Genomic DNA, 22,107 nt, shown 5'->3' on the forward strand with positions numbered 1-22,107 from the left:
ATTTGTATAGAATACTGTAAAATATATGTTTTACAGTATTTTTTTTGTTTTATGTGTATTTTAAAAAAATGAGAACGGATCAGGTACAAAAGCTGGATGGAAATAATATCCGTATATCTCGGTGGGTTTATGGGTCTTTTTAATAATCTGTTTTTGGAATTTTGTTTCAAAATGTTAATTTATAATTTAAATAAAAATTAGCATGTAGTACTAAAAATATTAATAATAATTGTTACCTTCGCCCAATAATAAAAGCCACTGAGTGTTGAATTAATGAAAATGATATTTTAGGTTTATTTGTATATGGGGGATATTTTTAAAATCAGGGAGTTAAGGTATATACCCAGATGGTCGGTTTTTTTTATCGACATTTCAGTTATTTTCTTTTCTGTTTTAGTTTCATATTTGTTCTTAAAAAGTCTGGAGGTAAAACTGAACTTTATTGAGTACCAAAATGAAAAAATATTTTCAGTAATTATTGTTAATATTCTGTTTATACTCCTGTTCAAAACATATGCAGGAATCATAAGACATTCTACTTTTTTAGATTTTTGTAAAATTTTGTGGTCTTCGGGTAGTGCTCTTATTGCATTACTGGGACTGAATTTTATATCGGGACTGGCATTGGGTAAACCTCTTTTTTTATATCCGGTTCTGTTTTTATTTTTCTTTATTTCTATTTTTCTGATGTTCTTTTTCAGAATGATAACCAAACAGTTTTTTTCTATATTTATGGATGTTAAGGATATTTCATCTAAGGAAAGGGTTGCTGTTGTAGGAATAAGTGATGCTTCTGTTTCATTAGCGAATGCTATTATTCATCATCCTGATCATCCCTATCAGCTGGCAGGATTTCTTAGTGCCAGATCAGATTCTAAGAAAGCAATGCTGCTAGGTCATAAGATTTATAATAAAAAACAGTTTCTTAAAAGCAATAATCTGAGAGAACAGTTTGATGCTGTTTTAATCAAAGATATGATGACAAAGCGGGAAATGGAAGAATGGACTGCTCTTGCATTGGATAATGGATTGAAAGTATTAAAAGCACCCGTAGCCAGTATAATAAAAGAAGATGATGTTGTAAAAGGCATCCGTCCGCTTAAGATTGAAGATTTGCTTAATCGTCCGGCCATTAAAATAGAAGGGGACGAGGTAAAGAGTTTTCATGTTAATAAAACTATTTTAGTAACCGGAGGCGCCGGGTCTATAGGAAGCGAAATTGTAAGGCAGGTTGCTCAATTGAATTCATCACTTATTGTGGTGGTTGATCAGGCGGAATCTCCTTTATACGAACTGCAGCTTGAATTATTAGAGAGATTCCCGAACCAAAGATTCAAATTTGTATTGGCAGATATTTCAAACTATCCAAGGATGGAAAAACTGTTTGAAGATTATCAGTTTTCAATTGTCTATCATGCGGCTGCGTACAAACATGTTCCCTTAATAGAAGATAATCCGCATGAAGCTATTTTTGTCAATATCGGAGGAACTAAAAATTTAGCTCTTTTATCGAAAAAATATAGTGTAAATCGTTTTGTGATGGTATCTACAGATAAAGCTGTAAACCCAACTAACGTAATGGGAGCTTCTAAAAGAGCCGCTGAACTTTTTGTACAATCTTTACAAAATTCTTCTGAGAATACAACAAAATTTATTACAACACGTTTTGGAAATGTACTAGGTTCCAACGGTTCTGTAATACCGCATTTCAAAAAACAAATTGAAAAAGGAGGTCCGGTTACAATTACTCATCCTGATATTATTCGTTATTTTATGACTATCCCGGAAGCCTGCGAATTGGTACTTCAGGCAGGAACAATGGGAGAAGGGGGTGAGATTTATGTTTTTGATATGGGTAAACCTGTCAAAATCTTGGATTTAGCAGAAAGAATGATTAAATTATCAGGATATACGCCAGGTATTGATATTAAAATTGATTTTATAGGCTTACGACCAGGCGAAAAATTATATGAAGAACTTTTAACAGATCATTCTACGACTATTCCTACGCATCATGAGAAAATTATGATATCCAGAGATCCGGTGATGGAGTTTGAAGATATAGAAGCTTTGTGTCAACGGATTATTATGTTAGCAGTGAATAAGGATAGTTTACAAATTGTGAAAACATTAAAAGTTATTGTACCAGAATTTATAAGCAATAATTCGGAATTTGAAGTTTTAGATAAAATATCTGAACATTAAGTATATGAGTGAATTATATGAATGAAATTAATAAAAAAAATAGTGGAAAATAATAATTTTCGTTATTTTGTTTTCAAACGGAATGAAAATTGCTAGAAAAAGAAATAATCTAAATATAGGGATTAAAATACGCCTCACATAAGTAAAAACTTCTTATAACATAGTATATTAAATAAAATTGAAGTTAACTCAAGTAGACTAGAACAAAAAAACATATGAATAAAACTATTATTGCGTATATAATACTGTTATCGGTTACTTTATTATCATGTAGACCGAAGCAAAATATGGTATATATATCAAAACATAATATGGAAGAGGAAGTTGCAAAAGCAAAGTTCCAGGGCTTACATATTCAGGAAGGAGATGTACTTTTAATTCTTGTTTCTGCACTGGATGAAGTTGCAGTAAAACCATTTAATCTTAACACTACAAATAAGGTAGGAAGCACTTCAAATGCCGGAATAAATCAATATGCACAACCAAGTGAGTATTTGGTAAATGAGGAAGGAAACATCTATTTTCCTGTAATAGGGAATGTATATGCTAAAGGAATGTCGCAGATACAACTGAAGAATGACCTTGAGGCTCGTCTTAAGAGATATCTTACAGATCCTATGGTGAGTATTACTCTCAAAAATTTCAATGTGAGTATCTTAGGTGAAGTAAAAAATCCGGGACAGAAAGAAAGTGTTTCTCAAAAGATTAACATTTTTCAGGCATTAGGCCTTGCCGGTGATATGACAGATTTTGGAGACCGTACCAATGTAAAGCTTATCCGTACTGGAGAAGATGGGACTGATCAGATTGCTAATGTTGATCTTACCAGATCTGATATTGTAAGTTCTCCATACTATTATATGAAACAAAATGACATATTATATGTACAGCCGGACAAAAACAAACAGGTTCAGGCCAACTCGAACCCGAACAGAGCGCTTACATTCCAGATTATTGGTGCATTATTAACAGCGGGCACGCTTATTATTGCCTTAACACGAAGATAAAATATGCAGAAGATAGAATTTCAGGAAAAGGAAGATAGTTTGAATCTAAGAAAAGTTATCTCTCAATACCTATATAAATGGCCGTGGTTTATTGCTTCCATTTTACTTTTTGTAATAGGAGCTTACATTTATCTTAGATATAGTGTACCTCAATATCAATCAACAACGGTTCTTAAATTTGATAAAAAACAAAATAATCTTTCCTCAGCATTATCAGATCTGGAGAATCTTGGTATGGGCTTAGGGAATGCTGATGAGCTGAAAAGTGAGGGAGCTGTTGTAACCTCACGACCTATCCTCATGGAGGTTGTGAAAAATCTTAATCTTAATGTTGAATATTTCAATACAGGAGAAATTAAAGATTCACAGCTATTTAACAAAATTCCCGTTGTTGCAAAAGTATTATCATATAATAATAATGAAAATTTTAAATTTTCTGAATATACAATGATGGACTTAAAGGGGGATGAGTTTACGCTTCAGAATGAAAAAAAAGCAACCTTTAAAGGTAAGTTTAATATTCCTCTGAATTTAGATTTTGGAATCGTAATGTTTCAGAGAAATTCTGCTGTTCCTTTTAAATCAAAATATAAAGTAATTTTTTGGAATCCCATTGAGAAAGTAAAAAAATTAGAAAAAACGGTTGAGATCAATTTACCAGATGAAAAAGCCATGCTAATGGAAATAAACCTGATAGGATCTCTTCCTGAAAAATCGGAGGCTATTCTTAATGAGGTGACTAAGCAATATAATCTGGATGGTCAGAAAGATAAAAATTTACAAGCTCAGAATACTCAGGAATTCATCGATAAAAGACTGGAAGTGATTACCAAAGACCTTTCAGGGGTAGAAAACCAAAAAGAAGATTTCGAGAACCGTAATCGTATTGTAGATATTCAGGCACAGGCGGAACTTGCATTACAGAATACAAGTGATAACACCAAAGTTCTCCTTCAGCAGCAGGCTCAGCTAGACCTTCTGAATTCACTTTCAGGAGAGGCTTCAAAAGGCAATAACCAGCTTATGCCATCCAACCTTGGGTTGAATCCTTCATTGGAACAATCTATAACTCAGTATAACTCATTGATTATCAGTAGAAATAAAACCCTTAAACAAGCGACCAATGAAAACCCTGCTGTTATAGAAATGAACAGGGAAATTGCTTCTTTAAAGGAAGTAATCCGTGATAATATCCGTGAGCAGAAGCAAACGGTACAGACAGGTATTTCTCAGCTGCAGAACCAGATCAATACTAACAACAGTATGATTCAAAAAGTTCCCGGACAGTCTAAAGTCTATAGGGGAATTGAGCGTCAGCAAAATCTTAAAGAACAGTTGTTTTTATTTCTCCTTCAAAAAAGAGAAGAAAATGCAATCAATCTATCGGTAAATGTACCGAAAGCTAAAATTGTAAACCCTGCATTTACAGAAGATATACCTGTATCCCCTAAAAAAGATATTATCCTTTTAGGAGCAATGTTACTTGGTATATTATTTCCTTTTGCTGTTTTATACTTCCTTTTCATGCTGGATGATAAGATTTATACCAGAGATGATATTAAAGAACGCTCAGAATTGGGTGTATTGGTAGACATACCTTCACTTAAGGATAATGAAAATCATTTGATACAGAAAAACGACTTTTCCGAGTTGGCTGAAGCTTTCAGAGTTCTTGTTTCAAACCTTAAATTCGTTTTGCCTGTAAAGGAGACTGCTAAAGTAGTTATGGTAACTTCTTCAGTAAAAGGAGAAGGGAAAACCCTGGTATCCGTGAATCTTGCACTTACCATTGCCAATAAGAATTCAAGAGCGCTTCTGATAGGTTCGGATATTCGTAACCCTCAGATTCAGCGATATGACAGTGAGCCAACCAAAAGAAAAGGTCTTACAGAATATTTATATGATAATTCTGTAAACGTGGAAGAACTTATCCATACATCCACTACCAATCCTTCATGTGATGTCATTTATGCCGGAGCAATTCCTCCTAACCCTCAGGAACTGCTTTCTAACGGAAGGTATCAAAAACTTATTGCGGAGATGTCTTCTCAATATGCATATATCATTATAGACTCTGCACCACTTATGCTGGTTTCAGATACTCTTAGCATCGTTGATACAGCAGATGCAACATTATATGTTGTAAGATCAGGAGTATCAAGAAATATTTTGATAGATTTTGCTAATGATCTGGTGAAAGACTCTAAGTTGAAGAATGTGTCTTTTGTCATTAATGATGTTTCAAAACGTGCAGGAGGTTACGGATATAACTATAGCTATGGATATGGCTACAGTCAAACAAATGATAAAAAAAGTTGGTGGAGTAAAATTTTCAAATCATAAAAATGAATAAAATTTTAATTACAGGTGGAGCGGGTTTTATCGGTTCTAACTTAACAGAGTATTTTTTAAATAAAGGCTATTATGTAGTGTGCTTAGACAATTTTGCAACAGGACACCGTCATAATGTTGAACCTTTCCTTGGAAATCCAAACTATCAGCTTATCGAAGGAGATATCCGTGATTTGGAAGTTTGTCAGAAAGCGGTGGAAAATGTAGATTATATTCTGCATCAGGCTGCTCTCGGTTCAGTTCCCAGATCAATTAAGGATCCTATTACAAGTAACGATGTGAATGTTTCAGGATTTTTAAATATGCTGATTGCTGCACGAGATGCCAAAGTAAAGCGTTTTGTTTATGCAGCTTCCTCATCCACATATGGTGATTCTGCATCATTACCTAAAGTAGAAGATGTTATCGGAAGACCATTATCACCATACGCCATTACCAAATATGTAAATGAATTGTATGCAGATGTATTCGGAAAAACTTACGGATTGGAATGCATTGGTTTGAGATATTTTAATGTGTTTGGAAGGAGACAGGATCCCAACGGAGCTTATGCTGCTGTGATTCCATTATTTATAAAACAGTTGATCAATCATGAGTCACCGAAAATTAATGGTACAGGTGATTATTCCCGTGATTTTACATACATTGACAACGTAATTCAGATGAATGAGCTGGCCATGCTTACTGAAAGCCCGGATGCAGTGAATACAGTTTATAATACAGCAGTGGGTGATCGTACAACATTGAATGATCTGATTGGATATCTTAAAAAATATCTTAGCGAATTTGATGGAGAGATTGCCAATATTGATGCTGTTCATGGTCCGAACCGTGTAGGAGATATTCCACACTCACTGGCATCAGTTGAAAAAGCAGAAAAATTATTAGGATATAAACCTAGCCACAATATAGATAAAGGTTTAAAAGAAGCTATTAACTGGTATTGGACAAATTTAAAGTAACATTTTTTAATTGAATCTTTATGAAGAAAGAACATAAAATTGCCATTATAGGACTAGGATATGTCGGTTTGCCTTTAGCCAGGTTGTTTGCCACACAATATTCGGTTGTAGGTTTTGATATTAATCAGAAAAGGATTGCAGAACTGAACACTGGGGTAGACAGTACTCTGGAAGTGGAAAATGAAGTATTGGAATCTGTATTAATTCAGAATAACCCTTTTAACCAGGGAGCTGCAAAAGGATTATATTGTTCAGCTGATATCAAGGATATTCAGGATGCTGACATTTACGTTATTACTGTTCCTACTCCGGTGGATCAGCATAACCGTCCTGACCTTACTCCGCTGTATAAAGCCTCAGAAACTGTAGGAAAAGTATTGTCCAAAGGTGATATTGTGATTTACGAATCTACAGTATATCCCGGAGCTACTGAAGAAGAATGTATCCCTGTTCTTGAAAAAATTTCAGGAATGGTATTTAACCAGGACTTCTTTGCAGGATATTCTCCTGAACGTATTAATCCCGGTGACAAAGAGCATACTGTTGAAAAGATCTTAAAAGTTACCTCGGGCTCAACACCTGAAATCGGGGAAATAGTAAATAATTTATATCAGTCCGTAATCATTGCAGGAACTCATTTGGCTCCAACAATCAAGGTTGCAGAAGCTGCCAAGGTAATTGAAAATTCACAAAGGGATATTAATATTGCTTTTGTAAACGAATTGGCAAAAATATTCAATCTTTTAGATATTGATACTCATGCAGTTTTGGAAGCAGCAGGAACCAAATGGAACTTTTTACCCTTCAAACCAGGGTTAGTAGGAGGACACTGTATTGGTGTAGATCCATATTATCTGGCTCAGAAAGCTCAGGAAAAAGGGTATCATCCGGAAATTATATTAGCAGGACGCCGTCTTAATGATTCCATGGGACAGTATGTAGCTTCTCAGCTATTGAAAACCATGATTAAAAACAAGGTAACCATCAATGGTGCCACAGTTTTGAATTTAGGAATAACGTTTAAAGAAAACTGTCCGGATGTACGTAATACAAAGGCGGTAGATGTGATTCATGGGCTTGAAGACTATGCTTTACAGGTTACAACTTTTGATCCATGGGCTAATCCTGATGAAGTAAGACACGAATATGGACTAGAGGTCGTGAATGAAATTCCACAGGAAAAATATGATGCTATTATCCTTACCGTTGCACATAAACAATTCAATGATCTGGATTTAAAAAATCATTTAAAAGAAAATGGAATAATTTATGACGTAAAAGGAATCTTAGAAGAAAGTCATTCAAGGTTATAAATAAATATGAACTAAATAATATTTATTACTATAATAATGAATAGCAATACTTTACTAAAAAGTACATTAATATATACAATTGGTAATTTTGGATCTAAGATTTTATCTTTTCTATTAATTCCTATTTATTCCTACTACCTTTCCAGAAAAGAATTAGGAGAATATGACTTAGTGCTGACTAGTGTCAATTTATTAGTTCCTTTTGTCTCCTTGCAGATGAATGAGGCCATTTATCGCTGGTTTCTGGACAAAGAAAACGAAAAAGAAAATTATATTGATAATATTTTTAAGCAATGTAGTATTCTGTTACTGGTTTCCTTTATCAGCTTTGAACTGTTGCTTTACCTGGCTGGGCTTTTTTATCATATTCCTTACCAGAAAGAATTGTCACTGCTGATTATAAGCTCTTGTTTATTGCCTTTCTTTCAGCAAATATTAAGAGGGTTGGGGTTAACGAGATACTATTCATTTATAGGAATTATAAATAGTTTTTTTATATTTTCTTTTAGTTTACTTTTCCTGCTGACAGATATATTTCAGGATAAGGTACAGGGGATCTTTTATGCACTTTTTATCAGTAATTTTATTGCAATTTTACTGATGCTGTTCAAAGTAAGTTTTCTGTTTAAGAAATATGTTAGTATAAAAATTAACTACTCATTACAAAAGCAGATTCTATTTTACTCCCTTCCATTAATATTAAATTCTATAAGCTGGTGGGTTATTAACGCATCAGACAGATATATTATTTTAAAGTTTTTAACAATAGAAGACAATGGTATCTATGCTGTTTCTGCAAGGCTTCCCGCTATTCTGACGATCTTTAATACCGTCTTTATGCTGGCCTGGCAGGATATGGCAATCTCCGGAAACGATCCCAATAACCCCTTTTTCTCAAAGCTTTTTAATAAATATATCGCTGTAAATATTGGCTTATCAACCATTTTAATAGCAGCTACTCCGTTGATTACGGAAGTTCTGTTTGATTCAAAATTTTATGAATCCTGGAAATATGCCACCCTTCTGTACATAGGATCTTGTTTTTCGTCGATTTCCGGCTTTTTAGGTGCTATTTATTTAAAAACCAAATCAACAAAGGGGATTTTTATTACAAGTATGATAGGGGCATTGGTGAATGTATTTATTTCAGTGGCTTTTATTAAGTATATTGGTCTTTATGCACCTGCTTTAGGTACATTTGTCAGCTTCTTTGTTATGTTTATTATAAGATACAGACAGACAGCTGAGATTTTAAAATTAGATATAGATATTAAATCTTTCATCATACAGCTGCTGGTGGTTTTTAGTATAATTATACTGTTATACATAAATAGTAGTCATTTAATTTCAATATCTTTAACGGTATTGTCGTTATTCCTTTTCGGTTATTTTAATAAAGATATTTTAAAAAAAGTCTTTAATAAATTAAATTCTCTAAAAAAATAAATATGAATTCCAATAAAGAAAATATAAGACAATTAAAAAATATAATATCTACTCAGCTTACTCCACTCATTGATAATGATTTTATTCTGTTAGATATACCTAATCATAGAAATATTGGAGATTCTTTAATTTGGAAAGGAGAATTAGAATTTTTTAAAACATTAGCCCATAAGTGTATTGGGCAGTACAACAGATATACTTTCAAAAAAAGTGATATAAAATCTGAGAAAACAGTTATTCTGCTGCACGGAGGAGGAAACTTTGGTGATATATATGAATCAAGTCAAAGTTTTAAAAGATATATCATTGAAAACTTTCCCAATAACAAGATTATTGTTCTGCCTCAAACGGTACATTACAATAGCGAAGCAAATCTAAAAAGAGATTTTGCTATTTTCAACAATCATCGTGATCTTCACGTATTAGTAAGAGATTTGCCTTCATATGATACTTTAAAAGCTGCTTTTAATGAAGAAAAATTAAAATTAGCACCGGATATGGCTTTCTTTTTAGATTTTGATGCTGATATTAAGACCAATTCTCCTGAAACGAGAAAGAATTTATATCTGAACAGAACTGATGCAGAAGCAAGTAAAGATTCTTTTCAGAATGTCATTGAAGGGGAATATGATATAAAAGATTGGCCAACTTACAATTCTTCCTCAAAGAGAATGAATACCATCACCAATTATGTAGAAGCTCTGGACGGTAAGCTTTCAAAAATCATTAAGTTTTTGCCTGCCTCTTCTTTAATAATTGATAACGCCTATGGATTCAAAAAGAGAAATGGAATGGATCTGCATATCAACCGCGGAAAGGAGTTTATCAATCAATATCATAAAGTATATACAACCCGTTTGCATGGTTTAATCCTGAGTATCTTATTGGATAAAGAGGTTGTTATCTTAGATAACGTTTATGGGAAAAGTAAAAATTTTTACGATGCATGGCTGAAGAATTTTAATAATGTTAAACTTTATGTAAAGAATGAGTCCTAAAATTTCGGTAATTTTACCTGCATATAATGCTGAACAGTATCTTAGAACAGCGGTAGACAGTATACTTGCACAAAGTTTTAAAGACTTTGAATTGTTGATTATTAATGACGGTTCCATAGATTTCACAAAAGAAATCATATTAAGCTATAAGGATGAAAGGATAAGGTACATTGAAAATGAAAAGAATTTAGGATTAATAGAAACTTTGAATAAAGGGATCTTACTAGCAAAAGGTGAATATATTGCCAGAATGGATGCTGATGATATATGCCATTCATCCCGTTTTCAAATGCAGATAGATTTCATGGAGAAGAATCCGGAATATATTATCTGCAGCTCATCCAGAAAGGAATTTGCCCATTCTATTTCTCATTTTCACCTTAGTGTACTTCCGGTTGATGATACATCAATTAGGATACATTCAATTTTCAGTACACCTTTTACCCATCCGGCAGTGATGTTCAGGGCTGGTATTATTAAAGAGAATAATCTTTTTTTTGAAAAGGATTATAAGTATGCCGAGGATTATCAGTTGTGGATCAAAATTCTGCAATATGGTAAAGGGTACAATTTTAGAATGCCTTTGTTGTATTATAGAGATACACCCAATAGCCAAACCAATGTTGGAGCTGGCCAGATAGAACAGAGAAAGAGAACAATATCTAATATTCAGCAGCTGGCTTTACAGCAGCAGAATATTGTTTTAGATCAAAAAGAATTAGATTTTATTTATATTCTGTCTTTATCGGATAAAATTAGAAATATCAGTTTTGAAGACTTTTCAGTGGATTTTATTCTTTCCTTTTTTAAGAAACTTTCTTTAGAACTAAAATCAAATTATCCGAATAATAAATTCAATGTTAATTGTGTTTTAGGTAAAAGATATCTTAAAATTTTATTATTTAACTTAAAAAGGTTGCCATTTACTCAGTTAATGAAGTTAGGGTTTAGTAAATTAACTTTTTTTGGAATATATGAATTGATAAATGAAAAGATTGGAAATAAATAATACGATAGATAAATTCACGAAATCTGATTACCTTATAGGTACATCAATATGTTTTGTGATTTCAATATTATATATGTTTAATTTAAACCAGATAGTAGTAGGCGGTTTATCTATTCTATTATTTTTGTTTTACTTTAATCGTATACGTAAAAGGGCTACCCTTAATGAAGCATTTACTATTTGTTTAATATTAACTTTACCTTTCAGCTTCAGCCCTTTGGTGGGAAGTAGTTTTTTCAGCCTTTTTATTATTATTCAGTTTTTATTTATCTGTGTATTATTTGCCAGTAACTTTTCTTCAAAAAAGAACCTGCTCATTCAAATTCTGGGGCTGGGGTTATTGTTATTTTGTTTGGGTGTTTATTTTTTTAATCAGTCTAATTATCCGAAAATATTGGTCGAAACATTGATAAAAACACTGTTATTTTTATTAATAATTATAATAGCGTTAATTAAGTTGAAAATGTCCGACTTAACTGTTTCTTCGATGATGAAGTTCTATGTTTTCGCAGCATCCGTGGCAGGTTTAATGGTATTAATCCAATACCTGTCTTTGAAAATCTTGGGAATAAATTATCTGGGTGTTCAGAATCAATTTGGTAAATCCAGAACTGGATTTGCTGGTCTTTTTTATGATTATAGTATTTCATCTATCTATTTATCAAGTGCCTCTTTGATTTTATGTTATGGATTACTGACTAAGAAATATATCATTAATTATAAATGGAGTATCATTTTCTTGCTTTTTACTATAGGAACCAGTGTATTAACTTCCGGAAGATCCGGTATAGCGGCTCTTTTTATAGCCCTTTTCTTTCTGCTTATATATTTGAGGAATATAAAAATAATTGTGATCTCATTAATTGTAGGCTTTCCCCTGGTTAAGACCATATTATATATATATTCTTTAAATAGAACAACTAATTTATCCAATGACTCCGGACGTCTAGATAACTATTTGAACGCCCTGAACTATTTTTATAAAAACTTCTGGTTTGGTTCCAGGTTTTTGGGCTTTAGTGAGACATCAAAATCCATGTTACCCCATAATTTTATTTTAGATTTTCTTGTGCAGTATGGTGTTGTTTTTACTTTACTGCTATTATTATTTCTAATTGTTGTGTGGTTTAAAGGTTTAAAAAAGCAGCCAATTTTGTTTTTTCTTTTTTTATTAATGCTTGTTGGAGGAAACTTTCATGCATCATTTATAAATACACATTATATAGTTATCCCACTTATTCTAATTATCGGAACACTCAATAATAATGAAAGTATATCATATCATAAATAGTTTAAGGTTTGGCGGTGCAGAAAGGTTAGTAGTTGACCTTTGTACTGAATTGTCTGAGGGAAGTTCAGACGAAATACATTTGTTATTATTAGACGATATTGATACCTCTTTAAAAAAAGAAGTAGAAAGTAATGGAAAAATAAAAATTGACGTAATTCCTTCAAAAAGCCTATATGATATTCGGATTCCCTTTTTTATAAATAGAAGAGTCACAGATGCGGATGTTATTCATTTGCATTTATTTCCTACACTATATTGGGGGGTATTGTACAAACTTTTATTTTCCCGAAAACAAAAAGTAGTATTTACTGAACATAGTACCGAAAATAACAGAAGATCTAAGTGGTATTTAAAAAGAATAGAAAAATTTATTTACGCCCAATTAAACTCTATTATCTGTATTTCAGAATCCACAGAAAAAAATCTTATTCAACATTTAGGATCTGAATTTAAAGCAAAGATGAAGGTCATAAATAATGGAGTCAACCTCAATAAGTTTTATAATTCAAAAGCTTATTCCCGTACTGCGTATAATGTGTCAGACAAAGATTTTTTATTAATTCAGGTAGCAAGTTTCAGAGCTGCAAAAGACCAGCCTACCCTGATCAGAGCACTTACATTGTTACCTCCTCATGTAAAAGCGATATTCGTAGGAGAGGGGCCGGAATTAGAAAACTGCAAAGAACTTGTTAAAAATAATGGGTTGGAAAACAGAGCTTTTTTCTTAGGTAATCAGGCCAATATTGCTGAACTCATCAAAATGAGCGATGTAGTAGTTGTATCATCCCATTATGAAGGGTTTGGTATTGTAGCAGTAGAAGGGATGGCTTGTAATAAACCTGTGGTTGCCTCAAATGTGCCGGGTCTTTCAGAAGTCGTTTCAGAGTATGGAATATTATTTGATAGAGGTAAAGCTGAGGATTTAGCTGAAATAATTAAAAATTTACACTCAAATTCATCTTTTTATAACACAACTGCCGAAAAATGTTTTTCTAGATCAAAAAATTTCTCTATTGAAGAAATTGCAAAATATTATCGTGAAATATATTATACATTATGAGAAGCTTATTAATTTTTTTACTTATAGTTAATCTATCATGTGCGCAGGGGAAATTTAGTTATAAAGATGTTCCTGATACTTATATTAAAAAAGCTGAGGTCACTTCAGCCTTCAATAATTTAAAAGCAAAATCTTTTGAAGTTGTAAAACTTCTTCCCAATAATTACAAAAAGGACGGATCAGAAGATTATACGGCATATGTTCAGAAAGCAATTAATGAAAATGCAACGGTTTTACTACCCAATTTTCCCATTTTAATCAATGATAAAGGGCTTCAGCTAAAGGATAATTCTACCTTATTATTTGATGATAAATCCCAATTGAAATTGAAGGCATCCAATAATCAGGGATATGCCATGATTGATATTACAGGAAAGAAAAATGTAAGTGTATATAACCCTGATATTATAGGAGACAGATCTGTTCATCTGGGGAAAACAGGAGAATGGGGTATGGGAATAAATATTAAAGATGCCGTAAATATAAAAATCTATAATCCTGTGATCAAAGACTGTTGGGGAGATGGTATCTATATAGGGGGAAATGGTTTCTCCAATAATATTTCTGTGATAGGAGGTCTTATTGATAATAACCGAAGAAACGGAATTTCTGTTATAAGCGGTGACAATATTTTACTGCAGAATTTAGTAGTTTCAAATACCAATGGAGCTAATCCTAAGACGGGAATAGATATAGAACCTAATACTCCTGATAACAAAAAAGTAAATATTTCATTAAAATCAATCGTAACATATAATAATGAGGTGAGCGGGCTTGCCTTTTATTTAGCTAGGCTAAGAGGAGATAGTGACGCAAATAACGTTAATGTAGTTATTGAAAATTATAAAGATTTTTATTCCAAAAGTGGAATTTCCTATTCTAATCAGAAAAATGATGCTAAAAAGAAATTGATGGGGAATATTGTTTTTTCAGGTATTGACTTAAAATACAACAAAGTACCTTTTAATTTCTTGTATAAGAATTCATCCTTGGATAATATTAATTTGAAGGTAAATGACTTTAAATCAGATCATAAAGATAATAAAGGAATAGTAACTGATTTACAGAAATTTTCACAACAAAAGATAAAATACAATCAATAATTACTTTTACTTTGAAATAAAGAAAGGTAATGTGTAAAATATACATATTCTATAAATATTAATTTTTCCAAAAAAAGTGATAATGGAAAGATTTTTGCTTATGATATTATGCTTAAAAAAGACTTAAAATAAAAATTAAAGTTTTTAATGTTGTTAGAAATGTTAAAAATATAATGAAATTGTTTACGAAACTTGAAAACTGAAAATAATTAAGAATTTTATTTTCTTTAATGATCTTAAGGAGAATAGTAAATTAAAATGTTAATGAAATCAATCATCTAATCAAATTTATGTCATATAGAATATAAATGACATCAAGGTATTCAACTACCAATATATAGCTGGCGAAGATGTGAAGATGATGCACATTTATCTCTGCCACAACGCTATCAAATCTCAAAAAACACGTATGCAAATAGGAGGATTAATGATTTTCCTAGATTGAAATGATGCTATGTCAACCCAAAACTAAGTTCGGTTTGTAACAAATTTTGGATTAACAGGGGTTCATAATAATTTATATTGTTTTTAAAAAAAAAATCACAAACAAGTGAAATTTAAATAAATGAGTAAAAATAACAACACACAAAAGATTTATGAAAAATTTATTAATTAGTTCTAGGGTTTATAGAAATAATAATAAAAAAATGAAAGAAGTTGAAAACTAAATTAGTACGGATTACAACAGTGCCGCTTTCTTTAAAAATTCTACTGAAAGGGCAGCATCGGTTTATGTCAGAACATTTTGATGTAATAGGTGTTTCATCCCCAGGTAAGGAGCTGGATGAAGTGAAAAAAGATGAAGAAATAGACGTAATAGCGATTGATATGTCTCGTAAGATTACTCCCATTAAAGACATTAAATCTTTATGGAGTACTTATCGATTTTTAAGAAAAGAGAAACCACAAATTGTTCATACTCATACCCCTAAAGCTGGTATTGTAGGGATGTTGGCTGCAAGAATGGCAGGGGTTCCTCATAGACTGCATACAGTGGCAGGCTTACCATTGATGGAGGTAACGGGTATGAAACGTCAGGTTTTAGATCTTGTTGAGAAATTAACTTATGCTTCTGCAACACAGGTGTACCCAAATTCAAAAGGGCTGTCTGATTATATTATCGAGCACAAATATGCAGACAAATACAAGCTTAAGGTAATTGGAAACGGTTCATCAAACGGAATTGATACTTCATTCTTTTCACCCGAACACGTTTCAGAAGATCAGAAAACTTTTCTAAAAAATGAATTAAAAATAGAAAACACAGATTTTGTTTTCGTGTTTGTAGGACGTTTGGTTGGAGACAAAGGAATTAATGAACTGATAAAAGCATTTTCTGCTTTAAATAAACAAGAAAATCAACAGCGTTCAAAATTATTATTGGTAGGTCCTCTGGAACAAGAGCTGGATCCGTTATATCCCGATACATTAAATGAAATAGAAAATAACCCGGATATTGTCTCTGTAGGTTTTCAGAAAGATGTTCGTCCTTATTTTGCGATTTCTGATGTACTGGTTTTTCCTAGCTATCGGGAGGGTTTCCCTAATGTGGTGATGCAGGCCGGAGCAATGGAACTGCCAAGTATAGTTTCTGATATCAATGGATGCAATGAAATCATTGTGGAAAATGAGAATGGAGTAATTGTGCCTGTAAAAGATAGTGAAAGTCTTAGGGAAGAAATGGAGAAAATGATCTCAGACAAAGATTATTATCAGACATTAAAAAAGAATGCACGGCCGATGATTGAAGATCGATTCGAGCAGTCTGTGATCTGGAATGCTATATTAAGTGAATATAAAAAATTGATTAAAGAAAGAGAATTTCGTGCTTAAGATTTAATAAAATATGTAATATTTTAGAGCTATATTTAAAAATGCCTGAATAGTACGGTGAATCTATCATCTTAAGATTAGATATTGAAATAGTAAGAATGTTGATTTTGTGTGTGTTTTTATAGTCGACTTTCTTAAATGCTCTAAGTATAACCTGTTAAAAAGGTGTTTACAGTAGTTAATATCTGAATTTTTTATATTTGAGAATGTGTATTTTACAAATAGCTTTAAAAGAAAAGGAACAGGTTTCTTGGGAAAAACTAAAAAAAGCTATATATTTGCACCAGTTAAAAACAAATGCTCTTAGATTGTTTACGAAAGTGATTTATATGATCATTTACTAAATAGGAGAGTATCTTAAAGCAGATGGATAGGACTTTCTGATAATCAGAAGTTCGGTCCGGATTGTAAAAGTTTTGTCAATTTACCTTAAAAAAATTGATCCGGTAGTTCAGCTGGTTAGAATGCCGCCCTGTCACGGCGGAGGTCGCGGGTTCGAGTCCCGTCCGGATCGCAAAAAGTCTTCTAGAAATAGAAGACTTTTTTTTGTTTATTACTTTGATAAAAATTGCTATCATCGAAAATGATAAAGCTTTATCTACTCTTATATATTTAGACATAAATAAAAATGGCCGGAAGAAATTCCAGCCATCATTGCTTTAAAGTATTGTTTATAATTTACTTTTTAATAATTTTTACAATAGTTTCAGAATTGTTGATTCTTACCAGATAAGCTCCGGTTAATAGTGAAGTAACATCTGTTTGTTTATTGATAAATTTACCTTCTTTCATCAACTGTCCGGACATATTATAAATCTGATAATAATAGTCCTTATTGTCTTTAGCTTCAACATACAGGATATCTTTTACAGGATTAGGATATAGAACAAGCTTATCGTCTTTTACTTTTTCCTCGATAACCGTTTTACTGAAAGCAGTTCTGGCCTGAAAACCGGTGTTTGGTGTTACAGGAATACCTGGCAGCGGTCCTCTTGGAATATTGATATCTTCCTGCTTCACACATCTGCAGCTCATAGCTGCATAAGGATCAATATCAGCATTTTTCACCATAATTCTGGAAAAATTATCGAAAGACATATAAGTAGCTCTGCCTGTCAGTTCTCCATTTAAATTAGCATACCAGATTCCACCTGATAAAGTACCAATACTATAATAAGGGAATGTAATTGCCGCATCAGGATACATTACACTTCTGCCGCCTTTTGTAAGACTTTTCGGATAATTTCCTACATTATATAAACTGTTATTAAATACAAATCCTACTGTTTTACCATAAGGACTGGCGAGATTGCTATAAATAGGTGATCCATAATAACCAGTCTCTGTATTACCTACAATCTGACCAGATTTTATTGCACCATTAGTATCTTTATACGATGGCGTTTCAAAGTTTTCTTTAAAGCTCCACGGGGTAGTTTTTATGGTAGAAGACCCACTGATCGGATGTTTATATGTAGGACCTGTACCAGTCTCCGGTATTCTCCATCCATTCGGGCAAGGATCAAAAACAGATTTTTTATCACCTAATCCCCATCGTTCAGCATATAACCCATGATAGTTAGTGTCAAACAACCAATCTGAAGCAAGATTATAATTAGCATAATTAGCTCCACGTGACGGATACTTAACTGTTGGTACCATAAACTTTAAAGGGTTTGCTGTAGAATACCCCAGAATTTTTTCTATTCTTACATCTATTTTATCATTGGCACTAATACTGCTTTTATAAGTGTCATAATTTACTATATTACTTGAATTATAGTTCGCCTCAGTAAAATTTGAATAGGTTACAACTCCATTATTAGTAGTACCCAGTGATATATTATACTTAGAACCGCTTATATTAGTAAATATAGGAAGAGGATCTTTTCTACCCCATTGATAGTGTAATCCTTGCGAACGATTAAGTTGATTAACATCATTTGCTACCCCTGGATTATAAGGGCTCGGCATAATGTCAATAGCTCCTAAATTCCTATCCATGATGGATGTTTTCATGATCATTCCTTTCTGAGTATAGTTGATGTAATTATCAGTCGTGATTGGAGTATCATTTACATGGGTAAAAGAATTTACGGATGTATTGGTTACCCAGATGTGCCAGCTCCAGTAAACAGGATTACTCACTGAACCATTGTGTAAAGTAACTACTGCATTTCCAGACTGATTGGCGTTTACCTTCACATTGATATTGGAATCTTTGGAAGATGGATTGTCCAGAGTCAATTGGGTTACCATAGCAGGATTATCTGTCCAAAGGATATTCGCTTTTAAATTATTAAAACTTGCAGCATCCAGAATCTGAGTATTGCCTAAATAATTACTTTGTACAGAAAAAGCTTTACTCACCGGGATTGAAATTACCTGATCTGCTGTAGATTTTGTAATCATATAACTATTAGGATTATCTAATCCTACTTTGTATGTTTCAGATTCACTAAAGAAAGTGGTTTTGAAGTCGTAGTTATTTTTTACAAATAGCGGATCCTTAATACATCGGCATGCATGTGCATTGTTAGTTGGATAATCATCAGATGGTTTATAGCTGTAAACACCATAAACATCCGGGTAATTAGTTTCATCTGGTCTGAAACCATTCACTATCTGATCCGAAGACGGAATTAACCTTAATGCACTGGCTACTGAGGAATACCCAGAAACTGTAGTCATTGTTGAAGTCCACAAATAGGTTTCAAGCTGGTCTGTGAAGGCTGCTTTAGTATGATATCTGGTATCTCCGCCTATTCCTCTTCCTATCCAGCCGGTTCCTGGGAATATACCAATATTGTTACCTTCTACATTCGTCATATCAAAACCATACTGAGGATATATTTTGATACCGGCAAGATATGTTTTCAGATTAGGCAATCCCGGGAAAATATTTGATCTGCCAAGATTTAAAGCGGAAAGCGGGCTGTTTACTTTAGGCCCGAAAGGCGTAAAATCCATTCTTACATTTTTTGTTGATGATGCAACCAACACTGAAGGTAACCTCCATCCGTTAGGACATGGGTCAAAAGAAGACTTATTTCTGTAAGGTTGTGAAACAGTATAATCTACTGCCTGTACTCCCAGTGAATTATCAGACCATAAGTTCACTTTACTGAGTTCATCAGTTTGTAACCCTGGTACCTGCCCAAACCAGTTGTAATAGTAAGGCACCGTATTTACAGTACCATAGGTGGAAAGAGGAGAGTTATTAGTACCATTATCATTTACATAGATCAGGCTCAGAGGATTTTTTACTGATACTCTGATATTATCTGTTATGTTGGCTGTAGATTTATTGACAAACTTTATTAATTCATTAAAATTTTTATAATCATTAAAAGGACTGTCGGTAAATCTTACTCTTGATATAGCATCGTCATATACAATTTTTCCTAAGCTTCCGGTTATTTGATAGAAACTGGCATCATTATTTGTCAACGATGGAAAAGGATCTTTTCTTCCCCATTGGTATAATAATCCGCCGCTTCTGTTCCATCCTGCTCCAGTAAGAGAATTCCCCATTGCACCAAGGTTCCTGTCCATCCAGCCCCATTCAGAATTTGGAATAGTCTCTACGGTTCCGTCGCTTAATTGTCTTTTTACATCATCATAGCTTTTATAGGTAGAGCCATTTGTTGGGTCATCTGTTACCCAAACGTGCCATGACCAGAAAACTTCTCCATTTACCTTAAAAGAAATCAATGCATTTCCTTTTTTTACTTTATTGACAGGTACTTTAATTTTTGCATTTTCACCTGAATCTATAATATCCAAAGTATAATTTTCTTTAGATTTTATCAATCCCATATTGTCTTCCCATAAAACATCCGCTGTTACCGGTCCGGAAGGCACATCAATACCTTTCATATAATTCCCGCTTCGCCACATTTCATAGGCTTTTTTTACAGGAATATACAATCCGTCTACCGTATTGCCATCCTGATCTTTACCTGTGAAAATATAGCTGTTGGGGGCTTTGGTCCAGTCTGCTACTGTATAGTCAGCCTGTGCTCCGGCGTTGATTGCAAAGCAGTTGTTCGAGCAGTCTGCTGAATCATATGCCGTGGAATTTCCAAAAATACCTACGTACTTTATGAATTTTTTGATTTCAGCTTCTACTTCCGAAAGTGGTCTCATCGGTCCGTTCCAGTCAGCACGTACTTTTCTGTTTCTGATGGCTCCGATACCATATAATGACGCTTGAGGAGTATTGCTTAAGAAAAAGTTTTCAGATCCGGGTCCTCTCTGTTTGTCATATAAAGGAGGGTAACCGAAATCATTCACTGTATTATAATTGCTTAATGCATTCACAGTAATATACTGTCCGGTAGATTTGTATACCCTGAAACCTGTTATTTTACTTACAACAATAACTACAGGCTCTTGATCTGCAATAATGTCAGTCAGTTTCTCGTTGATGTAATTGTAAAGGTTGTAATACCTGTTAACTAGAGCATTAGGGTTTGTAAAATCCAAATACCCTCTGCCCCAGGGTTCTCCGCCCTCTTCAGGAGGTAAAAACCAGTTACTGAAGTTAATAAAGAAACCCGAACTTGAAAATTTACCGGCAAATACATAAACAGGGTCATGATATGAAAACTCAAAAGGGCTTGTATCACTGCCCTGGTAGATATATTTCTGTGAGCTGACAATCGTACCGAGATTATTAGGATTTTCAATGTTGATGACAGGTGCATTGGTATTCGTGTTATCTAATGTACCGTTTGCATTGACTGATAAAACAATATCATCCAGTTTCTTTGTTAGATGCTGTGATTTTACCCGGTCTTTTACACCGGAAACAGTTCCGTTAGGATTAAATAATACTGTACCGCTTTTTTTCGGGGTGAAAAGTATGGTGTATTCATTTTCATCCAGTTCACAAGCTGTCGCAGTATAATCTCCGAATTTGTAATGGCTCACAGCCTTATTCCATGTGATGTCAGAGAAGTTGTTAGTCTCTGAGCCTAGCTCAACTTTTAAATTGTATGTACTGTTTACAGAAGCGGGCAATTCAAATGTTGCATTAAGATTTTCATCATACTGGTTGCTTGCATACAATGTTTTACACCACATGCTGATCCATTCTCCCTGAGCATTCTGATATTTGACGGAAATTAGAATATCACTCGTGGTGACAGGTTTGTGAAGCTGACCGCTCATGACAACGGCTCCTTTTTCATTCACGTTTTGTGAAATTACGATCAGCGGATCCAGATCAAAATTGTAGGTAGTTACAGGAATATAGCTTCCCAAAATAATGGGGGCATTACGAAAATGCCAGTCCGTATCACCTCGTGGAGAGGCGTAAACGGATGCTGCTGAGCATAATACAGCCCAGATTGATAAGAAAGTTTTTTTTCTCATACACATGTTTTTTTAGATTAATATTTGATCCTATGAATAACTTGTATTCAAATTCTATGGTAATTGCAGATTCCTAATTGTAGAGATAGAAGAATAATAATAAAGCAGATCTACTTTAAAACAATAGTTACTGAAAATCAAATAGTACT

General features: G+C 33.2%; 13 protein-coding genes and 1 tRNA gene. 13 read left to right on the plus strand and 1 reads right to left on the minus strand.

Annotated features, from left to right (window positions below):
* The first annotated feature begins 303 nt into the window (after positions 1-303).
* From KYG33_RS20530 to KYG33_RS20590, 13 genes are all read left to right on the plus strand, one after another.
* On the plus strand, positions 304-2,205 hold the full coding sequence (locus tag KYG33_RS20530) for a polysaccharide biosynthesis protein (protein ID WP_077415681.1): 1,902 nt from the start codon (positions 304-306) through the stop codon (positions 2,203-2,205).
* 287 nt (positions 2,206-2,492) lie between these two features.
* Positions 2,493-3,212 (plus strand): polysaccharide biosynthesis/export family protein, encoded by a 720-nt coding sequence (locus KYG33_RS20535; protein ID WP_228408739.1) that lies wholly within the window; start codon positions 2,493-2,495, stop codon positions 3,210-3,212.
* Positions 3,213-3,215: 3 nt separating this feature from the next.
* The gene (locus KYG33_RS20540; RefSeq protein ID WP_077415677.1) at positions 3,216-5,555 is read left to right on the plus strand and encodes a GumC family protein; all 2,340 of its coding nucleotides are present in this window, start codon (positions 3,216-3,218) and stop codon (positions 5,553-5,555) included.
* Positions 5,556-5,557: 2 nt separating this feature from the next.
* A complete protein-coding gene (locus KYG33_RS20545; RefSeq protein WP_077415675.1) occupies positions 5,558-6,526 on the plus strand; it encodes an SDR family oxidoreductase in 969 nt (322 codons plus the stop codon).
* Between the two features lie 20 nt (positions 6,527-6,546).
* Entirely contained in the window at positions 6,547-7,839 is a 1,293-nt protein-coding gene (locus KYG33_RS20550; RefSeq protein ID WP_317619660.1) for a nucleotide sugar dehydrogenase, read from the plus strand.
* Between the two features lie 36 nt (positions 7,840-7,875).
* Positions 7,876-9,285: a lipopolysaccharide biosynthesis protein gene (locus KYG33_RS20555; RefSeq protein ID WP_180565315.1), complete on the plus strand. Its 1,410-nt coding sequence runs from the start codon at positions 7,876-7,878 to the stop codon at positions 9,283-9,285.
* A 2-nt stretch (positions 9,286-9,287) separates the two neighbouring features.
* A complete protein-coding gene (locus tag KYG33_RS20560) occupies positions 9,288-10,283 on the plus strand; it encodes a polysaccharide pyruvyl transferase family protein (protein ID WP_077415669.1) in 996 nt (331 codons plus the stop codon).
* Positions 10,273-11,292, plus strand: coding sequence for a glycosyltransferase family 2 protein (locus KYG33_RS20565; RefSeq protein ID WP_077415667.1), 1,020 nt, complete (start codon positions 10,273-10,275; stop codon positions 11,290-11,292). The genes KYG33_RS20560 and KYG33_RS20565 overlap by 11 nt, the downstream gene beginning before the upstream one ends.
* A gap of 73 nt (positions 11,293-11,365) precedes the next feature.
* Positions 11,366-12,583, plus strand: coding sequence for an O-antigen ligase family protein (locus KYG33_RS20570; RefSeq protein WP_139348499.1), 1,218 nt, complete (start codon positions 11,366-11,368; stop codon positions 12,581-12,583).
* Entirely contained in the window at positions 12,558-13,643 is a 1,086-nt protein-coding gene (locus KYG33_RS20575; protein ID WP_219072328.1) for a glycosyltransferase, read from the plus strand. The genes KYG33_RS20570 and KYG33_RS20575 overlap by 26 nt, the downstream gene beginning before the upstream one ends.
* A complete protein-coding gene (locus tag KYG33_RS20580) occupies positions 13,640-14,746 on the plus strand; it encodes a right-handed parallel beta-helix repeat-containing protein (RefSeq protein WP_077415661.1) in 1,107 nt (368 codons plus the stop codon). Before KYG33_RS20575 ends, KYG33_RS20580 begins: the two co-directional genes overlap by 4 nt.
* A gap of 732 nt (positions 14,747-15,478) precedes the next feature.
* Entirely contained in the window at positions 15,479-16,579 is a 1,101-nt protein-coding gene (locus KYG33_RS20585; RefSeq protein WP_077415659.1) for a glycosyltransferase family 4 protein, read from the plus strand.
* A gap of 440 nt (positions 16,580-17,019) precedes the next feature.
* A tRNA-Asp gene (locus tag KYG33_RS20590) sits at positions 17,020-17,093 on the plus strand.
* A gap of 164 nt (positions 17,094-17,257) precedes the next feature.
* Here the strand turns inward: KYG33_RS20590 and KYG33_RS20595 are convergent.
* Positions 17,258-21,958 carry a T9SS type A sorting domain-containing protein gene (locus tag KYG33_RS20595; RefSeq protein ID WP_219072329.1) on the minus strand — a complete coding sequence of 1,567 codons (4,701 nt, stop codon included), beginning with the start codon at positions 21,956-21,958 and terminating at the stop codon, positions 17,258-17,260.
* Positions 21,959-22,107 lie beyond the last annotated feature (149 nt).

It is taken from the genome of Chryseobacterium sp. D764, from assembly GCF_019317325.1.
GTDB lineage: Bacteria > Bacteroidota > Bacteroidia > Flavobacteriales > Weeksellaceae > Chryseobacterium.